Genomic DNA, 19,523 nt, shown 5'->3' on the forward strand with positions numbered 1-19,523 from the left:
AAGCCTTCGCTTCCCCGCCCGTTTCGTTTGCCTTTCGAAGCTGCGGATCAGGCCGCCTGCTTCTGCCTTTCGGTCGCTTCCAGATTGAGCAGGTCCGCCAGTTCGAACGCCAGCTCGATCGACTGCGCACCGTTGAGACGGGGGTCGCAGTGGGTGTGGTAGCGGTCCTTCAGCGCCTCGTCGGTGATGGCGATGGCACCGCCGGTGCATTCGGTCACGTCCTGGCCGGTCATCTCGATATGGATGCCGCCCGCATGGGTGCCCTCGGCGCGGTGAACGGCGAAGAAGCCGCGCACTTCGGCGAGGATGCGGTCGTAGGGACGGGTCTTGAAGCCGGTCTCGGTCTTGATGACATTGCCGTGCATCGGATCGCACGACCACACGACCGGATGGCCTTCCGCCTTCACCGCGCGCACCAGCTTGGGCAGGCCCGCTTCGACCTTGTCGTAGCCGTAGCGGCTGATCAGGGTCATGCGGCCCGGCTCGCGGCCCGGATTGAGCGTGTCGAGCATGCGCAGCAGCGCGTCGGGCTCAAGGCTGGGCCCGCACTTCATGCCGATCGGGTTATCCACGCCGCGCAGGTACTCGACATGGGCGGAGCCTTCGAAGCGGGTGCGATCGCCGATCCACAGCATGTGGGCCGAACAGTCGTACCAGTCGCCGGTCAGCGAATCGCGGCGCGTGAGGGCCTGTTCGTAAGGGAGCAGCAGCGCTTCGTGGCTGGTGTAGAACTCCGTGCCCTGAAGCTGCGGAACCGAGCTTGGGTCCACGCCGCAGGCAGCCATGAAGTCCAGCGCCTCGCCGATACGGTCGGCCATCTGCGCGAACTTCTCGCCCCAGGGGCTGCGGCCGATATGCTCCATCGTCCACTGGTGGACCTGGCGCAGGTTCGCATAACCGCCATGCGCGAAAGCGCGCAGCAGGTTCAGAGTGGCGGAAGACTGCGTATAGGCGCGCAGCATGCGCTCGGGATCGTTGCGACGCGCATCGGCGTTGCCCTCGATACCGTTGATGATGTCACCGAAGTAGCTGGGCATCTCCACGCCGCCCACCATCTCGGTCGGCGCCGAGCGCGGCTTGGCGAACTGGCCCGCCATGCGGCCCAGCTTCACCACCGGCTGCTTGCTGGCGAAAGTCAGCACGACCGCCATCTGCAGCAGTACGCGGAAGGTATCGCGAATGTTGTCGGCGCTGAATTCGGCGAAGCTTTCCGCGCAGTCCCCGCCCTGGAGCAGGAAACCGCGACCGGCGGCGACTTCGGCGAGATCCGCCTTCAGAGCACGCGCCTCGCCCGCAAAGACCAGCGGCGGAAACTTCGCAAGCGTGGCCTCGACCTCGCCCAGCTTCTCCGCATCGCCATATACCGGAAGATGGCGGGCTTCCTGAGCCTTCCAGCTTTCCGGGGTCCAATTGCTAGCCACGTTACGTACTCCTGGCGGTTCCTTCGCCTTCTCTCCCCGCACCGAGTGCGCGGGGCCAAACCGGCAAGAACCGCAAACAAGGGGCGCGCCATAGCCTCTCGAAGCAATTTTTGCAAAGCCGGTTTAGCCGATCAGCGTGATCGATTGCGCCGCAGCGATCCGGCAATGCGAAAGATGGTGTCCCAAGCGAAGCCGTGCGCGCAACTTGCGAACAACTTCGCCCTTCGACTTGCTGCTGCTACTTGGCCGCGACGGCTCCCACGGCCTTGCCTTCCGGCATGACCTCAAGCCGCCACGAATTGTTCTTGCCCAGATAGCGGGCAGCCAGCGCCTGCATCTGCTGCGGCGTAGTGGCGGTGTAATCGTAAAGGATCGTGCGAACGGTGCCGATCCGCGAAGGATCGTAAGTGGCGCCTTCGAGCTGGCCCATGAAGAACGAGGTGCTCGAAGCCGCGCGGGTCACCTGCTGGCGCATCGGTTCGGTCACCAGAGCAAGCTCCTGCGCCGTCGGCGGATTCTGGATCAGGTTCTGGGCGATCTCGTCGGCGGTCTGGAAGAACACCGTGGTCGACTTGGGGTCAAGCTGCGCCATCGCGGTGATCGAACCGCCCGCCGCCATGTCCACCGGCCACTGCGAATAGACGTAAGGCGCATAGGACACGCCCAGTTTCTCGCGGACCGCATCAAGCAGGCGATTGGTGAAAAGCTGCGTCAGGATCTCAAGCTGGCGCGATTCCCGGATGCCCATGGAACCGCCGCCGGTGGGCCACGAGATGACCGCGGCGGCCTGGTCGGGATCGCCGTGATGCTGGAGCACGATCGGCGTGTCCGACGGCTTCGGCACGGTCACGTCCGCGACATTGGCGGTGGAGGGCGCAGGCGTGCGAGCCTTGAGCGCGCCGAAAGTCTTTTCCAGCGCGGCGATCGTCGATGCCTTGTCGAAATCGCCGTAGATCTGGACTTCCACCGGGCCGCTCGCCAGCGCCTTGCTCCAGACTTTCTTGAAGCCGGCAGGCGTGGTCTTCTCGATCGCTTCAGGCGTGGGCGTCGCGAAACGGGGATCCTTGCCGCGCTGGTAGAACTCCAGATCGCGGCTCAGCACGCCCTGCGGCGAGGTGGAATAGGTCGCGTACTGGATCTTCGCCGCCGCCTTGGCACGGACCAGCGGCTGCGGATCCCAGCGCGGCAGGTCCAGCTTGGCAGCGAAGAGGTAGAGCTGATCGGCCAGGTCCTGCGGGCGTGTTTCCGCCTGGAACTGGAAGCTGGCGTCCTGGACCTCGAAATCGAAGCCCATCTTGCGGCCCGTCGAGATCCGGTCGAGGTCTTCCTGGCCCAGAGTGGCCAACCCGGAACCGACCAGCGCGAATTCGCCCAGCGCGATATAGGGCGCATCCTGCGGCGCGATCGAACGCTTGCCGCCGCCGAAGCGAACCTTCACGGTGACACGGCCCGGCTCTTCCTGAACCGGCCAGAGCATCGCCTTCACGCCGTTCGCGAAAATAAGCTGTTCGATATCGAGCAGCCCGGTGGGGGTCTGCGCGCTCGCCTTGTGAGGCGCGCCGATCGCGGGCAGTTTCTCGAAGGACACGGGCTTCTCGTTCCCCGCCGTGCGGATCGAGGCGTCGGGCTTGATCGGCTGGATCAGCGCCGTGCGCAGCGCCTCGTCGGTTGCACCGCCCTGCTTCTGGGTGGTGAAGAGCGCGCGCGTTACCGTGCCGCTGAACAGCTGCTGGGTGTGCTTCAGCACATCGGCCGGGGTGAACAGGTGCTTCGACTCGCGGAAGATGCGCAGCACGTCGTTCGGCGCGGCAACCGTTTCCCGGATATCGAGCGCATTGACCATGTCGTCCGCCAGCTTCGAGCCCGGCAGGATGCGCTGCTGCTCGACCGGCACCTGGAACGCGACGTCGAGTTCGGCAACCTCCCGGTCGATCTCGGCCTGCGTCGGCGGCTTGGTCATGGCATCGGCGATCACACCGCGCACGTCGCGCAGGGCGGCCTGCCAGTCGTCACCCAAAGGCGTGACCGACACGAACGTGGCGTCCGCCGAACGCGAGACGTCGTCCTGGTTGACCGAGGCCGAGAGGAAGCTGCCGCCCGCCCGCGCCTTCGATTCCAAGCGGCGGTTGATCACGGCTTGCGCGATCGAATCGACCATCAGGCCCTGGTTGTAGACGATATTGTCGGTCACCTGCCGCCACGGGCGCAGGATCGCATACATCAGCGAGGGCGGCAGGTCGGGCTCGACCAGAACCTTGGTTTCGCCCACCGGATTCTTCGGATCGGCACCCTGCGGCGCCACCGGATCGCCGAAGCTGGGCGCCTGGCTCAGCTTGCCGCTGGCCTTCCAGTCGGAAAACCACTTCTTCACATAGCTTTCGAGCGTCGCCGGATCGGCATCGCCTGCCACGATCACCGCGACGTTATCCGGCCGATACCAGCGCGAATAGAAGGCGCGCACCGAATTCGGCGTCGCCGACGTCAGCGATTCGACCGTGCCGATCGGCTCGCGCACGGACAGCGGCTGCCCGGCATAGAGTGTCTTCTGCATGGCGTCCTGCACCCGCTTGGCGGCACCGCCGCGCTCGCGCATTTCGGCCAGGACGATCGGCAGGTCGGACTTGAGGTTGGAGGCCGAGAGCGTCGGCGCCGTCACCATGCCGCTCATGAGCTTGAACGTCTCGTCCAGCGAGGTCGGCGTGGCATTGGGCAGGTCGAGCTTGAACACGGTCTGCGTGGTCGAGGTCACGGCATTGGTGTCGCTGCCGAACGTGGCACCCAGGCGTTGGAACGCGGCGATGGCCGTGCCCTCGGGGATGTACTTGGACTGGCGGAACAGCATGTGCTCCAGCAAGTGCGCATAGCCGCGTTCCGAATCGGTCTCGTAAAGTGAACCGGCATCGACGCGAATGCGGATCGAGACCTGCCCCGGCGGCACGCCGTTGCGGCGCACCGCATATTTCAACCCGTTGGAAAGCTCACCGAAATGCCATTCCGGGTCGCGCGGGATGTCGCTGCCGCGATAGAGCCAGGGATCCCGATCGCCGGGCAGCGTTTCCGCCGCCGGAGCCGGGGCGTTCGGCACCTGGGCAAGAACGGACTGAACCGGAAGAGGAGCCAGCAGGAGCAGGCAGGCGAGCGAGCGGGCGGCGCGCGGAGATTTCGTCATCGGGAGGGGTATAGGTTCCGGTTCGATTAAGGGCCAGTGAATAGCGCCGATGGATGGCGAGCGGGAGTTTAGAGTCTGTTTGGAAAATGCCGAAATCGGCATTTTCACTGCGGCACCGGCCCACGCCCCCACCCTACCACCCGCAGGATACTACCGTTGGGTGGTAGGGTGGGGGCGTGGGCCGGTGCCGCAAAATTCGCATTCCGCGAATTTTCAAACAGACTCTGAGGTCATGCAAAGTCGCGGCGTAAAAAGAGCCGGAGCGCAGCCTTGTTCCCGCCTCGCGCAAAGTCAATTGCGCCTTGTGGACTTGACCCCACCTGAGCAACACCTAAATCGCCTGGATCATGTACATCGAAACCGAAGCCACGCCCAATCCCGCCACGCTCAAGTTCCTGCCCGGACGGCAGGTCATGGCGGCCGGCACCCGCGAATTCACCTCGCCCGAAGAAGCGGAAGTCTCTCCGCTGGCGCAGGCCCTGTTCGATCTGGGCGATGTCACCGGCGTGTTCTTCGGCCAGGGCTTCGTTTCGGTAACCGCCGCGCCCGGCGTGGAATGGTCCGATCTCAAGCCGCAGGTCGTCTCGATCCTGCTCGACCACTTCGTTTCGGAAGCACCGCTTTTCGCGGGAAGCGATGCCAGCGGCTTCTCCGTCCCGCTCGAGGACGATGCCGATTACGGCGACGATCCCGCCGATGCCGACATCGTGGAGCAGATCAAGGACCTGATCGAAACCCGCGTGCGCCCGGCCGTTGCCAACGACGGCGGCGACATCGTCTATCGCGGCTACCGCGACGGCGTGGTCTATCTCGCCATGCAGGGTGCCTGCTCGGGCTGCCCTTCGTCCAGCGCCACGCTGAAGCACGGCATCGAAAGCCTGCTGAAGCACTACGTTCCCGAAGTTACCGAAGTCCGCGCCGCCTGACCGCCGCATGACGGAGACGACTGCAGAGCCGTTCAGCGGCCGGACACTGGTGATCGATAGCGCGACCGAGGCCTGCTCGGTCGCGCTTTTCGATGGGGATACCCTGCTTGCAGGGGATTTCCGCATGCTGGGCCGCGGCCATGCCGAAGCCTTGGTGCCGATGATCGCCGCCCTGCCCGATCGCGGCCGCGCGCCGCGCATCGTCGCCGCCCTTGGACCAGGCAGCTTCACGGGCGTGCGCGTGGGCCTCGCCGCGGCGCGTGCTCTGGCCCTCGCCTGGGGCTCGAATGTCCTTGGCTATTCCACCTTGGCAATGATCGCCGCGATCGCGCGCGACCAGGCCGGCGCCGTTCCCGTCGGCGTGGCGATGACCGGCGGCCACGGCGAGTGGTTCACCGAAGGCTTCGCCGCCGACGGCAGCACCAGCCGCCCGCTTGCCTCGATGCGGCCTGACGACGCGGCGGCGAGGATGATCGAAGAGGTTGTGGCGGGAACCCAGGCCCAGGCGCTCGTCGGCTTGCGGGCCGATGGAACCGCGCTCGCCCTCTGGCCTGACGCCCGTGCCTTCCCTCTCCTGCCGCAGGCGGCGCTGTCCGCCGATACCCGGCCGCTCTACGGCCGTGCGCCCGATGCCCGCCTGCCGGGCGGCCTGCCCGGACCGCAAGGTTGAACGCGCGATGATCGACGATATTGACAGGATCATGGCCGTGATGGCCAGTTCGTTCGACCCCGCCTGGGGCGAAGCCTGGAACCGCCGCCAAGTCGAAGACGCGCTGTCATTCGATTCCTGTCACTATTATCTCGTTTCCGCGCAGGGAAAGCCGGTCGCGGATGATGAAAGCGCCGCCGGTTTTTCACTCTCCCGCACCGGATATGAAGAAGAAGAACTGCTGCTTCTGGCAGTGGACCCCGAATTTCGCCGGTTGGGACTGGGCCGGTCCATACTGGATGCGCTTAAACTTGCGGCTTCGGGCAGAGGCGCTAAACGCCTTTTACTTGAAATGAGAAGAGGCAACCCGGCCCAAACGCTCTATTCCAGCTTTGGCTTCTATCAGATCGGTGAGCGCAAGGAATACTACCGTACGCCTTGTGGAGACAGGATCGACGCCCTGACCTTTGCTTGCGACATTGGTTAAGAGTTTCTCCGTGGGCTAAGAGGTACTCGGACTAATTGTATTATCTTGTAATGTTACAAGTGTCGCAATTAGGGACGACTTTTAATCGACCTTGAATTTGAGGTCAAAATGGTCCACAGCCAATGAGCAGGCTTTAAATGGCCGCCGATTCCAAAAAATGGTCGCAATAAAGAGGTCGTAAAATAATGGAAAACATCCAGGCTGATGCCAACGAGACGTTGATCACGCTCACTTCGGACATCGTCGCAGCGCATGTCAGCAACAACAGCGTCGGCGTAGAAGATCTTCCCGCGCTCATCACCAATGTCTACGGCGCCCTCGCCGGACTTGGCGGCGCACCCGTCGTCGAAGAAGAAAAGCCGGAACCCGCCGTTTCGGTTCGCGCTTCCGTAAAGCCGGACTACATCGTCTGCCTTGAAGACGGCAAGAAGCTCAAGATGCTGAAGCGCCACCTGATGACGCACTACAACATGACCCCGGAAGAGTATCGCGCGCGCTGGAACCTGCCCGCCGACTATCCGATGGTCGCCCCCAACTACGCCGAAAAGCGCCGCGAGCTGGCCAAGAAGATCGGCCTCGGTCGCAAGCCCAACGCGCGCCGCGGCCGCAAGCCCAAGACCGTCGCCGCCTGAGGCAACGATAACTGGCAACCAAGCGGGGACACCGATTATCGTAATCGACGTTCCGCGGTTGTGATTATGGGCACGGCGGCCTATCTAGGTTGCCGTGCCTTTTCATTGATACGGGTCAAACGTGCATCAACCTATCGACCTCGAAGCTCTCTGCGCCGAACGCGGCCTTCGGATCACCGAACAACGCCGCATCATTGCCCGAGTGCTTTCCGAGAGTACCGACCATCCTGACGTCGAGAAGCTCCACGAACGCGCCACCGCGCTCGATCCGGGCATCTCGATCGCCACCGTCTACCGCACCGTGCGCCTCTTCGAGGAAGCCGGTATCCTGGACCGTCACGACTTCGGCGATGGCCGCGCGCGCTACGAAGCGGCGCCGGAAGCGCATCATGACCACATGATTGATGTCGAATCCGGTCAGGTCATCGAATTCGTCGACCCGGAGCTCGAATCCCTCCAGCGCCAGATCGCGGAGAAGCTGGGCTTCCGTCTCGTCGATCACCGCATGGAGCTGTTTGGCGTGCGGATCGACCGCGAGGAAGGCGAAAAGCGCAAGTGAACGCCGGGGCTGCGGCCAAGGCTTCAGACGTGAAAAGGCGGATCGCGCCCTGGGCCTGGCCCTTGGTCGCGATCCGCCTTTTCGCGTTACTCGTCCTGCTGCTGGCCTGCGTGCCTGCCTATTATCTGCTCGCGCCCCTCACCCGCCGCAACCCGGCGCCGCGTTTCTTCCTGACGTCGGTGGGCAGGATTTCGGGCCTTCGCGTCACCATGCGCGGCTCAAGCCCCGCGCCGGACACGTTCTTTCTGGCCAATCATGTCAGCTGGCTCGATGTACCGGCGCTTTCGCATGCCTCTGGAACAGCCTTCATCGCGCATGCCGGCCTGGCCGACTTTGCGCCGCTGCGCTGGCTCTGCACGCTCAACGATACCGTTTTCGTCGCCCGCAACCGCCGCAGCACTGTTTCCGAGCAAGTGGAACAAGTTCGAAGCGCGTTGCGAGACACCGGCGCGCTGACGATCTTTCCCGAAGGCACGACTTCCGATGGAACGGATCTGCTGCCTTTCAAGTCGTCCCTGTTATCCGCCATCAGCACCGACGACGATACTGTCGCCGCCCAGCCCGTCTGGGTCGATTATGGAAGCGATGCGGCGGAAATAGCCTGGGTGGGCGAAGAGCCCGGCCTCGACAATGCCTTGCGCATTCTCGCCCGGACGAAGCCGGTGCGGGTCACTGTGCATTTCCTGGCCCCGCTGACCGGCGAGGACCGCCGCGATCGCAAGGCTCTGGCACGCGGCGCGCAGGCGGCGATCCGGCATGCCATGGAAACTGGCGCCATGGAAAACAGTAGGGCATAGCCGCCCGCCAGCGATCGGCAGCGGCGCTTTCTCCGGCTGCCGATCCCGAAACCGATCAACGCGTGGCGTTGTAGGCCAGCTGCGCCTCGTCGAGCTGGAAGCCGACCAGCACTTCGAAGCTGGAGCGCGCCACGGCAGCCTTCACCGCCGGATCCGACAGCGGATCGACAGCGGCATCGGCATCGCCGGCCTTGCGCTTGCGGGTGATCTTCTCGCGAATATCGGCAGGCAGCGTCGCCGCCGCGCGATCGATGAAGGCCGAGCCGGTGGCATGGGCCTGCGCACGATCCTGACCGTCCGCGAAATTGAGCGTGACGCGGCCGACGCGCTTGGAAACCACTGCGGTCCCGCCCTGAAGCACGGAAACGAAGAACGGCAGCGTCACCTGGCGGGCGCCCTGCTTGTCGTTGCGGCGGGCGAGAACGTCGAATTCCACTTTGGCGAAGACCTTGTCGCCGCCCTGCTCGTTGCAGACGGTGCGCACGTTGGTCATTGCCGCTTCCATGTCGATATTGGCGGCCGTGCGATCGTTCGGCGCGCGGAACAGAGTCATGTCGCCGGTATAGTCGGGGATACCCACGGCCGGGCAGGCCGAACGCACGGCGGTGATACCCACGCCCGAATCGACCACGATCTCTCCCTTCTTGGCGCAGCCGCTCAGCGCGGTCACCGCAGCGGCGGAGCAGAGGACAGTGGCAGTCAGGCGGCGTGCATTCATCGTGAGGTTCCTCGAAGACGTCGGCTTGCCCTAGCGGCGCAAGCGGCAAAGCGCTAGAGGCCCATTCATGAACGCGCCCTTTCCGTCTCCGAACCCGCCGGCTTCCGGTCCCTCTTCCGGCAAGCCCCCCCTGCGTCTCCTGATCGCAGCCCCGCGCGGCTTCTGCGCCGGGGTGGACCGTGCCATCGAGATCGTCGAGCGCGCGCTCGAACTCTACGGCGCGCCGGTCTACGTGCGGCACGAGATCGTTCACAACAAGTTCGTGGTAGACAACCTGAAGGCCAAGGGCGCGGTCTTCGTGGAAAGCGTGGACCAGGTGCCGGACGGCGTGCCGGTGATCTTTTCGGCCCACGGCGTGCCCAAGGCGGTTCCGGCCAAGGCCACCGCGCGGGGCCTCGAATGGCTGGACGCGACCTGCCCGCTGGTCAGCAAAGTCCACCGCCAGGCCGAACGCCAGATCGCGGACGGACGCCACATCCTGTTTATCGGCCATGCCGGGCACCCGGAAGTGATCGGCACTTTCGGACAGGTCCCCGAAGGCAACATGACCCTGATCGAGACCGTCGAAGACGTCGCCGCGATCGATGTCCCGGCAGACCGCGAACTCGCCTATCTTTCGCAGACCACCCTCTCGGTGGACGATACCGCCGCGATCATCGACGCGATCATCGCGCGCTTCCCCACGGTCGTCGCGCCCAAGCAGGAAGACATCTGCTACGCCACGTCCAACCGGCAAGGCGCGGTAAAGCAGATCGCGCCGGACTGCGACCTGGTGCTGGTGATCGGCTCGCCCAAGAGCTCCAATTCGTTGCGCCTCGTCGAAGTGGCCGAGCGCGCCGGTTCGCGCGGGCAGATGATCCAGCGCGCCACCGATATCGATCCGCAGTGGCTGGCGGACATCGCCACGCTGGGCCTTACTGCCGGGGCCTCGGCGCCCGAGGAACTTGTCAACGAGGTGATCGCGCGGATCAAGGAACTGCGTGAAGTCGAATCCGAGGAGCGGGTGACCGCCGAGGAAAAGATCACCTTCAAGCTGCCGCGCCAGCTCGCCCGTTAAGGATTTCACTCCGTCATGGCAGTCTATACCCGGCTCGGCGCGGAAGAGATGTCCGCGATCATCGAGACTTTCGACGTCGGCACCCTGGTTTCGGCCAAGGGCATTGCCGAGGGCGTGTCCAACAGCAACTGGCTGATCGAAACCCGGCAGGGCGACGAAGCGCGCCGCTTCATCCTCACCGTCTACGAGAGCCGGACGGACGTTTCCGACCTGCCGTTCTTTCTGGACCTGCTGGACCATCTTGCCGCCCGCGACTGCCCGGTGCCGCGCACCATGCATGACCGCGAGGGCGCCAGCCACCGCTTCATCGGCGAGGGCGAGAACCGCAAGGCCCTCGCGCTGATCGAGTTCCTGCCCGGCGTTTCCGTGTCCGAGCCGACCCCGCAGCAGACCCGCGCCGTGGGTGCAGCGCTGGCGCAGATCCATCTCGCCTCGGCCGATTTCGGAAAGTCGCGCGTCAATTCGCTCGATCTTCCGGCATGGCAGAAGCTGCTGGGAGACTGCACGCGCGAAGGACTGGAATCGATCGATTCCGATCTCGGCGCCCTGGTCGAGCGCGAACTGGCCGGCCTCGCCGGTCAATGGCCGTCCGACCTGCCCAGCGGCGTGATCCATGCCGATCTCTTCACCGACAACGTGCTGATGCTGGGCAGTGAGGTCACCGGCCTGATCGACTTCTACTTCGCCTGCACCGATCTTCTGGCCTACGACGTCGTCGTGACCCACACCGCCTGGTGCTTCAGCAATGACGGCACACGCTTCCTGCCCGATCTGTCGCGCGCCCTGATCGAGGGTTACGAGGCCGTGCGCCCGCTTTCCGAGGCCGAACGCGCCGCCCTGCCGCTGCTCGCGCGCGGCGCCGCGATCCGCTTCCTGGCGACCCGCGCCTACGACTGGCTCAACACGCCGGAAGACGCACTCGTCACGCCGAAAGACCCGATGGCCTTCGTCCGCCGTCTCGAATTCTATGCCGATCCGGCCAATTCCGGCATATTCGCGGCATGAAACAGGTAGAAATCTTCACCGACGGCGCCTGCAAGGGCAATCCCGGCCCCGGCGGCTGGGGCGTGCTGCTGCGCATGGGCGTCCACGAGAAGGAAATGTCGGGCGGTGAGCCGGACACCACCAACAACCGCATGGAGATGACCGCCGTCATCAAGGGGCTCAATGCCCTGACCGAGCCTTGCGAGATCACGCTCCAGACCGACAGCAAGTACGTGATCGACGGGATCACCAAGTGGGTCCACGGCTGGAAGAAGAAGGGCTGGGTCAACGCCAGCAAGCAGCCGGTGCGCAATGCCGATCTCTGGCACGACCTGATCGAGGCAGTCGCCCGCCACAAGGTCCACTGGGAATGGGTGCGCGGCCACTCCGGCCATGTCGAGAACGAGCGCGTGGACAAGCTCGCCAGCGATGCGGCGGTCGCCGCCGGCAAGTAAGGGGAGCGCGATCCTGCCCGCTTCCGAACCGCGCCTGCCGCCCCTCTCCGTCATCCGCAGCCGCCTGCGCGAGGAAGCCCGCGCGCTGATCACACCCGGCCCGCGCATGGCCGACGAATGGGCCTGCGTCGCCTCGGTCATGCTGGCCATCCTGATCGCCCACTGGATCGGCGCGCAGATGGTGGCCTGGGCGGCATTCACCGCCTTCGTCCTGCTCAAGAGCGAGACGGCAGAGACGTTCCTGCGCGGCGTGCTGCGCATTGCCGGAACCGCGATCGGCTCGCTGCTGGCCCTGGCGATCGTGCCTTACGCCGCCCACTCGCTGCCACTGGCCATGGCAAGCGCGGCGCTGGTCGGCGCGGTCGGTCTCTACGGCATGATCACGGCCCGGCGCGCCTATGCCTGGCTGCTGTTCGGCCTGACTTTCGAGATGATCCTGCTCGACAAGCTGGAACATCCCGACCTCGACACCCTTCATTTCGCTCAGACCCGCCTGCTCGAGGTGATCGCCGGAACCGTGGCCTGCGTCATCGTCAGCCTCGCCGCCGCCACCCTCTCCGGCAAAAAATGGCTCGCCGGACGCAAGCCCGCGCCGGGCCGCATGAAGTGGCACCCCCATGCCGCGCGCCACGCCGCCCAGGCCGGGATCGCCATTGCCGTGCTCCCCGTGCTCCATGCGCTGTTCCAGCTTCCGCAGATGGCCCAGGCCGCCGTCACCGTGATGGCCGTGATGATCGTGCCGGTAAGCGGCATCGGCGCGAGCGGCTTCGTGCCCGTAACCCGCCGCCTGTTCCAGCGCACGCTCGGCTGCCTGGCCGGTGGGGGCCTCTCGCTGGCGATTCTTCTGCTGGCACAAGGCAGCACGCCGGTGCTGATCGCTGGAACCTGCATCGGCATCGTCATCGGGCGGCATATCGAGAACGGCCTGCCCAACGTGACCTACCTCGGGCTCCAATTCACCCTCGCGGTGCTGGTCGTGCTGGTGCCGGACTCTTACGCCGACGCGGAAATCATGCCCGCAGTACATCGCCTCATCAGCATCTTCGTCGGCATGGCGGTGCTGGAGCCGGTGCTGCTGGTCTGGCACTTCATCGCGCCGGGGCGGAAGGTGAGCGCGGCAGGTCAGCAGACTGAGAATAACGAGTGAAGAAAGAAGCAGGGGAGCTAGCCCCCCTGCACCCCATTACCGTCTAGGTCAAACGAGCCAAAGCCGTCATGCGCCCATGGCTGCGTCGGGAGACTTAATGGCTGCGCCGCAGGGAGCGCAGAACGGATAGCTAGCGCGCAAGCTAGACATTCCGAGGGTCTGGGGGATCATCCCCCAGGACTTTTACTTTCCTAGAACCTTCCCGCTAGGAACGGTTCGGGATCGACCTCCCCGCAGCCTTCTCCCAAAAGCAATCCCGCCCCCAGCACCGCCGCAGCGGGCGCAGTCTGGATCCCGAAGCCGCCTTGCCCGGCGAACCAGAAGAACGCGGCGTCGTTCGGATCGAAGCCATAGACCGGCAGCCGATCCGGCGCGAAAGAGCGCAGACCTGCCCAGCGGTGCTCCACCCGCAGGACCCGGCGGTCCACCACTTGCTCGAACCTGTCGATCGCCAGCGCGACGTCGATTTCCTCCGGCGCCGCGTCGCAGGGGGAACTGGGCGTTTCGTCATGCGGGCTCAGCCAGAGGCGGCCGCTTTCGGGCTTGAAGTAGAACCGGCCCGCGACGTCGAGGACCAGCGGCAGGCTATCGGGCGCGGCGGGCTCGATCGCGACTTGCGCGATAGTGCGGCGATAGGGAGCGATGCCGAGCGGGCGGATACCCGCCTTTGCTGCCACCGCGTCGGCCCAGGCCCCCGCCGCATCGACCAGCACGTCGCAGCCGATGCGTCGCCCATCCGCCAGTGTCAGGATCCAGCCGCCCCGCACGCGCTCGGCGGCGGAGAGACCCGCCCGGCACCACAATTCCGCACCGGCCTTGCGGGCGGCGGCAAGGTAGTGCTGATGGAGCGCCGCCACATCGATGTCGCAAGTGCTGGGTTCGAGCACGCCGCAAGTCCATTCCGGCTTCAGGCCCGGTATGCGCGCGGCAATCTCCGCCCGTTCCAGCGTCGAGACTTCGATGCCGACATTCCCGTAAGTCTCCGCAAACGCAGCGACATCACGCTCCTGCCCGGTCCTGCCGATCGTCAGGGCGCCGCGCGGGGTCAGCACGCCGAGGCGATCCAGCTCCGGGCCGGAAGCCGTCGTCAGCGGCTTCACCTGGGGGCCGCCGTAGCTTTCCGTCCAGAACGCCGCCGAACGGCCGGTGGCATGGTAGCCGGGGCGTTCCTCGGCCTCGATCACCAGCACTTTGGCATCGGCACCAAGCCGCGCGGCCAGCGAGGCGCCCGCCATGCCGGCGCCTGCTATGACAATATCGAACCTCGCATCCATAGGGGGTCAGCCCCTAACGGGCGCGGTCCGGTTCAGGAAGTCCCGAATGGCGGCAAGAGCCCGATCGCGAACAGGATCGCTCTCTCGCAGGATTTCGTGGCGCGCTTCGTGGCCGAACGCGAGAAGCTGGGCATGAGGCAGCCTGCGCGCGGCGCGCTTGATCGCGGGCCAGGAGACCAGGCCGTCGTAGCGCGTGGCCAGCACCAGGACCGGCACATCCACCGCTTCGAGCACGCCCTTCCCTTCGAGCAGGCGAATCGAGGCGAGCGCGCGTTCGATCCAGCCCCAGCTGGCAGGCCCCATGGCGATGCCGGGCCTGCGGGCGCGCCACCAGTCCTCGTCGGCGTAGCGATCCTTGTCATGCGTCAGCAGGCGGGAACGGGCCTGGGGCAGGAGTTCGGGCTTCTCGCTGTGCTTCCAGGCCGGTCGGCGCGGATCGCCGAGGCGGACGATCCCACCCGCGACGGCATGGAGCAGGCCGGTCGGGACGCGCGCCGGGTGGATGCCCAGCATCGGCGCGGAAAGGACCAGGGATTGGGGCCTGACTTTCCCTTGTGCGACGGCGCGCAGCGCAAGGTGCCCGCCCATCGAATGGCCGACGAGAACATGCGGACCCGGGCGTTCCGCCGCCCAGTCTTTCCAGAACGCGGCGAGATCCTCGATCCAGAGATCGAAATCGGCAACGTGACCGGTCGTGGCATCGAAACCGAAACGACCGCTCATGGCTTGCCCGCGCCAGTCGGTGGAACTGACCGCCCAGCCTTCGAGATGCCATTGCTCCAGCGTTTCCAGCCATTTCTCATAGCAGTCGCCGCGACCGGGCAGGAACAGGATCGAACCTCGCGCCTCCCCTGATTGGGCTACCGGCCAATCGATCCGGCGCAGCGGTTCCGGCCCGCTCGGGCCGGTCCAGAAGCTCTCGACGGCACCTTCGGGAATCGCCCGCCGCGCCTTTGCCGCCTCGCGCGCGATTTCGCCGAGGGACAGCGGCGTGTCGCCGGTTTCGGATTTGCTCTCGGTCGCTTGAATGGTCACCTGGCTGACGTAGCCTTCGATCTTGTGGTTACTGTTTGGTAAGCGATATCCGCTAGATCGTGCCCCCGGGCAAAGGGGAACTCACGAATGCCGAGCGGAGCTTTTTCGTATGCATTGCTGCTGGCATTGGCAATCGCCCTGATCGTTGCCGCCTTCACCGATCTCAAGCGCCGGGAAATCGACAACACGCTCAACCTCGCCATAGCCATGGCCGCGCCGCTCTGGTGGTGGTCCATGGGTTTCGGCTGGATCGACGTGGCCTGGCAGGTGGGGCTTGCCGTTCTGACTTTCGTGGTCGCCTGCGCGCTTTTCGCGATGCGCCAGATGGGCGGCGGCGACGTGAAGCTGCTGACCGCGCTGGCGCTCTGGTTCGTGCCGTCCGGCTTCGGCCAGGTGATCGTGCTCATGGCCATGATCGGGGGCGGTGCCTCCGTCGCCATGGCCGCCTTCAACATGGAGCGGGTGCCGGGCGAGAGAATGCGCGACGCGATAGGCTGGATCGTCGCGCTGGGCTGGGTCTGGGCGGCGGGATCGGTGGTCTATGCACTGGCGACGCACCGCCCGGTGATCTCGCCGGAGCGACTCGGCGCCATCCATGATGCCCTGCCGCAACCCTGGGCGCTGGGCCTGATCATACTGGCCGGGACCCTGCTATTTCTGTTCGGCTTCCGCCACATCATGCGCCGCCAGAAATCGCGCCTGCCGATCCCCTACGGCGTCGCCATCTCGGCGGCGGCCTTGTGGGTCATGGGCGAAGGGGTCCTGACCGGCGCTATGGTTGGGTGAACCTGATTTTAACCAATTTAAGCGATTCTACACATACTTGCTACCCGCCTCCCGAACAGGGGAAATCGGGATCGGGGTTTTTCAGGGGGTCGTCAGGACATGGATAGGAAGAAGCTGGTGCTGCTGGTTGCCGCACTGCTGATAGCAGTTGTGACGGCAATGGGCGCCCGCTCGATGTTCGCCGGTTCGGCGGCGCCGCAGGCCCAGGCCGTGGCGACCGCCCAGCCGACCGGACCCAAGGTCCTCGTCGCCCAGCGCGCGCTTCCTGTGGGCACGATCATCACGGCCGACGCGGTGTCCTATCAGGACTGGCCCAAGGAGCTGGTGAAAGACGCCTACTTCATCGACGGCCAGGCCGACATGCAGAAGCTGCTCGGCACCGTCGTCCGCTTCCCGATCACCGCCGGCCAGCCCGTGACGCAAGGCGCGCTCGTCGCACCCGGAGACAGGGGCTTCCTGGCCGCTGCACTAGGGCCGGGCATGCGCGCCGTGACCATTCCGGTTTCCGCCAAGACCGGCGTGGGCGGCTTCGTGTTCCCCGGCGACCATGTCGATCTGGTGTTGACCCAGCAGGTCTCCGGCGATGACGGCGGCCAGGCCCTGCGCGCCTCGGAAACGATCCTGCGCAACTTGCGGGTCCTCGCCACCGACCAGGCCACCGACAACGAAGTGGTGGACGGCAAGACCGTGGTTCACGCCTTCAGCACCGTCACGCTCGAAGTGACCCCGCGCATCGCCGAAAAGGTGGCGGTCGCGCAGGAGATCGGCACGCTCAGCCTCTCGCTGCGCGCCATTGCCGACAACCAGGGCGAATTCGAACGCATCCTCGCCAGCGGCGACGTCAAGGTGCCCGAAGGCGCCACGCGCGAGCAGGAAGAACAGCTCATGCGCAACGCCATGAACCGCCCGATCGAGGGCGCGTCCACCTACATGACCGGCGGCGACGTCTCACGCTTCCAGCGCTCCAGCCGTCCGGCGACAGGCGCCGAAGTTGCCGCACGCAGCGCCCCGATCGCCGGCGGCGGGCCTGCGCCATCGGCAGCGCCCGTGCGCACCGGCCCCGTCGTACGGGTGACGCGCGGCAAGGAAACGACCGAAGAACCGGTGAGCCACTGATGAGCGCGCGAAAACTCATGAGCGCGCCGAAGCAGATGCCGAAATCCGGCCGCATCCATCCTTCGAAGGTTTACCAGATGCACAAGCGTCTTCTCCGATCCCTGCTCTGCGCCTGCGCCATGGCCCCAGTCGCCACGGCCGGCTTGGCAGCAGCGCCTGCCTCTGCCCAGTCCGCCTTTGGCCAGTCAGTCGTCCATCCCGCGCAGGACATGACGCTCTCGATCGGCAACGGCCAGCTCATCAACGTGCCGGGCGCCATGGCCGACGTCTTCGTCGCCAACGAGGCCGTGGCCGACGTGCAGGTCAAGTCCGCCCGCCAGCTCTACGTCTTCGGCAAGGCCGGCGGCACCACCACGGTCTATGCCAGCAATGCCGCAGGCGCCGTGATCTGGTCGGCCACGGTGCGGGTCGGTTCCAATCTCGACAGCGTGGACGCCATGCTGCGCCTCGCCATGCCGGAAGCGCGGATCGGCGTCTCGACGATGGGTTCCAGCACTTTCCTGCTGACCGGAACCGTCAAGACCCCGGAAGATGCCGCCGAAGCGGAACGCCTGGTACAGGCCTATGTCGGCAAGGACGCCAATGTCATCAGTCGCCTGCGCATGGCGACGCCGCTGCAGGTCAACCTGCAGGTCCGCATCGCCGAAGTCAGCCGCTCGCTCGTCAAGTCGCTCGCCGTGAACATGTCCACCATCGATTCGACCGGCGGGTTCAAGTTCGGCATCGGTCAGGGAGCGGTCAATACGCACGCCCCCGGCCTCCCCATGGGCGTGGGCACCGAATTGACCGTCACGCTACCGGACGGCACGCAGGTCCCCGGTTCCAGCGTGGACACCAGCTCGACCGGCAGCACGCTGGCCGCCGCTGGCAAGCTATTTGGCGTGAACATCCTCGGCTCGCTCGATGCCGGCGAGACGATCGGCCTCGTCACCACCCTCGCCCAGCCGAACCTTACCGCGCTCTCGGGCGAAACGGCGGAGTTCCTGGCGGGCGGCGAATATCCGATCCCGATCAGCCAGGCGCTCGGCACGACGTCCATCGAATTCAAGAAGTACGGCATCAGCCTCAGCTACTCGCCGACGGTGCTGGCCAACGGCCGCATTTCCATGCGCGTGCGGCCGGAAGTCTCCGAGCTTTCGAGCCAGGGCGCCGTCAACTTCAACGGCTATGAAGTGCCCGCCCTTACCGTGCGCCGCACCGAAACGACCGTGGAACTCGGCTCGGGCCAGAGCTTCATGATCGCGGGCCTGCTCAGCAACAATTCCACCAACACCATCCAGAAGCTGCCAGGCGCGGGCGACCTGCCGATCCTGGGATCGCTGTTCCGCTCGACCAGCTACAAGCGCGGCGAAACCGAACTGGTCATCGTGGTGACGCCCTATCTCGTCAATCCGGTGGACGCATCGCAGATCGCCCTGCCGACGGACGGCTTCAACGCACCCAACGACCTCCAGCGCGTGCTCGGCAACATGGAGAGCGACGGCGTGAGTGCAAAGAAGCGCCCCGAAGCCAGCTCCACTGCCGCGCCCGGCCTCGGCGATGCGGCCGGAGTTGGGGCCGGGGCCGGTGCCGCGACCGGCAAGACTTCCAAGCGCTCGGCTGCGGATGCTTCCGTCCGCCCCGGTTTCAGCCTGAAGTGAGAAAGATGAACCCGATGCCCACCCAGATCGCGCGCCCTGCACGCCTCGCCATCGGCTCGCTCGCCCTCTCGCTTGCCCTGCTCGTGGGCGGCTGCGGCGGAATGCCCACCAACCGTTCGATGAACAGCGTCCATCAGCCGGTCGTCGAACGCGTCAACTACACGCTCGACGTGCGGACCGGCGGCACCGGGCTTGGTTCCGGCGAGCAGGGACGCCTTGCGGGCTGGTTCGAAGCCATGGGCCTCAAGTACGGCGATCGGGTCTTCGTGGACGACCCCTCCCGCAATCCCGCCGTGCGCAGCGCGGTCGAGGCCGTGGCCGGACGCTATGGACTGGTCCTTGCCGAAGGCGCGCCGGTGACCGAAGGCTATGTCGATACCGGCATTGCGCGCGTGGTCGTAACCCGATCGAAAGCCTCGGTTCCGGGGTGCCCGGACTGGTCGGCCAAGAGCGATTTCAACCCGAACAACGGCCTCACCAGCAACTACGGCTGCGCGACCAATGCCAACCTGGCGGCCATGGTCGCAAACCCGGAAGACCTCGTCCACGGCGCGCAGAATACCGGCGAAACCACAGTGATGAGCGCGTCCAAGGCCATCGAGGCCTATCGCAACGCGGCCCCCACCGGCGGCAATACGGTTTCCGCCACTTCGACCAAGGGCAACTGAGCC

Annotated in this window: 19 protein-coding genes; 14 read left to right on the forward strand and 5 right to left on the reverse strand. The window is 65.7% G+C overall.

What is annotated here, in order from left to right; all coding sequences use genetic code 11:
* Window positions 1–47: 47 nt before the first annotated feature.
* Complete coding sequence (locus tag NTCA1_RS10320) at window positions 48–1,421, reverse strand: class II 3-deoxy-7-phosphoheptulonate synthase (RefSeq protein WP_159830407.1); 1,374 nt, start codon at window positions 1,419–1,421, stop codon at window positions 48–50.
* Between the two features lie 238 nt (window positions 1,422–1,659).
* Window positions 1,660–4,590, reverse strand: a complete 2,931-nt coding sequence (locus NTCA1_RS10325) for a pitrilysin family protein (protein ID WP_159830408.1) — start codon at window positions 4,588–4,590, stop codon at window positions 1,660–1,662.
* A 347-nt stretch (window positions 4,591–4,937) separates the two neighbouring features.
* Here NTCA1_RS10325 and NTCA1_RS10330 point away from each other — a divergent pair, with 347 nt between their 5' ends.
* From NTCA1_RS10330 to NTCA1_RS10355, 6 genes are all read left to right on the forward strand, one after another.
* Window positions 4,938–5,516 (forward strand): NifU family protein, encoded by a 579-nt coding sequence (locus tag NTCA1_RS10330; RefSeq protein ID WP_086492773.1) that lies wholly within the window; start codon window positions 4,938–4,940, stop codon window positions 5,514–5,516.
* A 7-nt stretch (window positions 5,517–5,523) separates the two neighbouring features.
* Window positions 5,524–6,186 carry a tRNA (adenosine(37)-N6)-threonylcarbamoyltransferase complex dimerization subunit type 1 TsaB gene (gene tsaB / locus NTCA1_RS10335; protein ID WP_086492772.1) on the forward strand — a complete coding sequence of 221 codons (663 nt, stop codon included), beginning with the start codon at window positions 5,524–5,526 and terminating at the stop codon, window positions 6,184–6,186.
* A 7-nt stretch (window positions 6,187–6,193) separates the two neighbouring features.
* A complete protein-coding gene (locus NTCA1_RS10340) occupies window positions 6,194–6,652 on the forward strand; it encodes a GNAT family N-acetyltransferase (protein ID WP_086492841.1) in 459 nt (152 codons plus the stop codon).
* A gap of 185 nt (window positions 6,653–6,837) precedes the next feature.
* Window positions 6,838–7,284 (forward strand): MucR family transcriptional regulator, encoded by a 447-nt coding sequence (locus tag NTCA1_RS10345; protein ID WP_086492771.1) that lies wholly within the window; start codon window positions 6,838–6,840, stop codon window positions 7,282–7,284.
* Window positions 7,285–7,405: 121 nt separating this feature from the next.
* Complete coding sequence (locus tag NTCA1_RS10350) at window positions 7,406–7,843, forward strand: Fur family transcriptional regulator (protein WP_086492770.1); 438 nt, start codon at window positions 7,406–7,408, stop codon at window positions 7,841–7,843.
* Window positions 7,844–7,872: 29 nt separating this feature from the next.
* Window positions 7,873–8,640 (forward strand): 1-acyl-sn-glycerol-3-phosphate acyltransferase, encoded by a 768-nt coding sequence (locus tag NTCA1_RS10355; RefSeq protein ID WP_236549221.1) that lies wholly within the window; start codon window positions 7,873–7,875, stop codon window positions 8,638–8,640.
* A 55-nt stretch (window positions 8,641–8,695) separates the two neighbouring features.
* Here the strand turns inward: NTCA1_RS10355 and NTCA1_RS10360 are convergent, their stop codons facing one another.
* A complete protein-coding gene (locus NTCA1_RS10360) occupies window positions 8,696–9,358 on the reverse strand; it encodes a hypothetical protein (protein WP_086492768.1) in 663 nt (220 codons plus the stop codon).
* Window positions 9,359–9,425: 67 nt separating this feature from the next.
* Here NTCA1_RS10360 and ispH point away from each other — a divergent pair, with 67 nt between their 5' ends.
* The 4 genes from ispH to NTCA1_RS10380 are packed head-to-tail and all read left to right on the forward strand — an operon-like array spanning window position 9,426 to window position 13,001.
* A complete protein-coding gene (gene ispH, locus NTCA1_RS10365; RefSeq protein ID WP_159830410.1) occupies window positions 9,426–10,415 on the forward strand; it encodes a 4-hydroxy-3-methylbut-2-enyl diphosphate reductase in 990 nt (329 codons plus the stop codon).
* 15 nt (window positions 10,416–10,430) lie between these two features.
* Window positions 10,431–11,420, forward strand: coding sequence for a homoserine kinase (gene thrB / locus NTCA1_RS10370; protein ID WP_159830411.1), 990 nt, complete (start codon window positions 10,431–10,433; stop codon window positions 11,418–11,420).
* Window positions 11,417–11,854 (forward strand): ribonuclease HI, encoded by a 438-nt coding sequence (rnhA, locus tag NTCA1_RS10375; protein ID WP_086492765.1) that lies wholly within the window; start codon window positions 11,417–11,419, stop codon window positions 11,852–11,854. Before thrB ends, rnhA begins: the two co-directional genes overlap by 4 nt.
* Entirely contained in the window at window positions 11,829–13,001 is a 1,173-nt protein-coding gene (locus NTCA1_RS10380; RefSeq protein ID WP_236549222.1) for an FUSC family protein, read from the forward strand. Before rnhA ends, NTCA1_RS10380 begins: the two co-directional genes overlap by 26 nt.
* A 191-nt stretch (window positions 13,002–13,192) precedes the next feature.
* Here the strand turns inward: NTCA1_RS10380 and NTCA1_RS10385 are convergent, their stop codons facing one another.
* Window positions 13,193–14,275 (reverse strand): FAD-binding oxidoreductase, encoded by a 1,083-nt coding sequence (locus tag NTCA1_RS10385; protein ID WP_159830412.1) that lies wholly within the window; start codon window positions 14,273–14,275, stop codon window positions 13,193–13,195.
* Window positions 14,276–14,281: 6 nt separating this feature from the next.
* On the reverse strand, window positions 14,282–15,262 hold the full coding sequence (locus NTCA1_RS10390) for an alpha/beta fold hydrolase (protein WP_374705175.1): 981 nt from the start codon (window positions 15,260–15,262) through the stop codon (window positions 14,282–14,284).
* Window positions 15,263–15,397: 135 nt separating this feature from the next.
* Between NTCA1_RS10390 and NTCA1_RS10395 the strand changes: the two genes are divergently transcribed.
* The 4 genes from NTCA1_RS10395 to NTCA1_RS10410 all read left to right on the forward strand — a co-directional run bounded on the left by NTCA1_RS10395 (window position 15,398) and on the right by NTCA1_RS10410 (window position 19,520).
* Window positions 15,398–16,096, forward strand: a complete 699-nt coding sequence (locus NTCA1_RS10395; RefSeq protein ID WP_159830414.1) for a prepilin peptidase — start codon at window positions 15,398–15,400, stop codon at window positions 16,094–16,096.
* Window positions 16,097–16,195: 99 nt separating this feature from the next.
* On the forward strand, window positions 16,196–17,212 hold the full coding sequence (gene cpaB / locus NTCA1_RS10400; protein WP_159830416.1) for a Flp pilus assembly protein CpaB: 1,017 nt from the start codon (window positions 16,196–16,198) through the stop codon (window positions 17,210–17,212).
* Window positions 17,213–17,289: 77 nt separating this feature from the next.
* Window positions 17,290–18,852 (forward strand): type II and III secretion system protein family protein, encoded by a 1,563-nt coding sequence (locus NTCA1_RS10405; protein WP_159830447.1) that lies wholly within the window; start codon window positions 17,290–17,292, stop codon window positions 18,850–18,852.
* Between the two features lie 5 nt (window positions 18,853–18,857).
* Window positions 18,858–19,520: a CpaD family pilus assembly protein gene (locus NTCA1_RS10410; RefSeq protein ID WP_374705174.1), complete on the forward strand. Its 663-nt coding sequence runs from the start codon at window positions 18,858–18,860 to the stop codon at window positions 19,518–19,520.
* The last annotated feature ends 3 nt before the right edge of the window (window positions 19,521–19,523 follow it).

It is taken from the genome of Novosphingobium sp. TCA1, from assembly GCF_009811895.1.
Lineage (GTDB): Bacteria > Pseudomonadota > Alphaproteobacteria > Sphingomonadales > Sphingomonadaceae > Novosphingobium > Novosphingobium panipatense_A.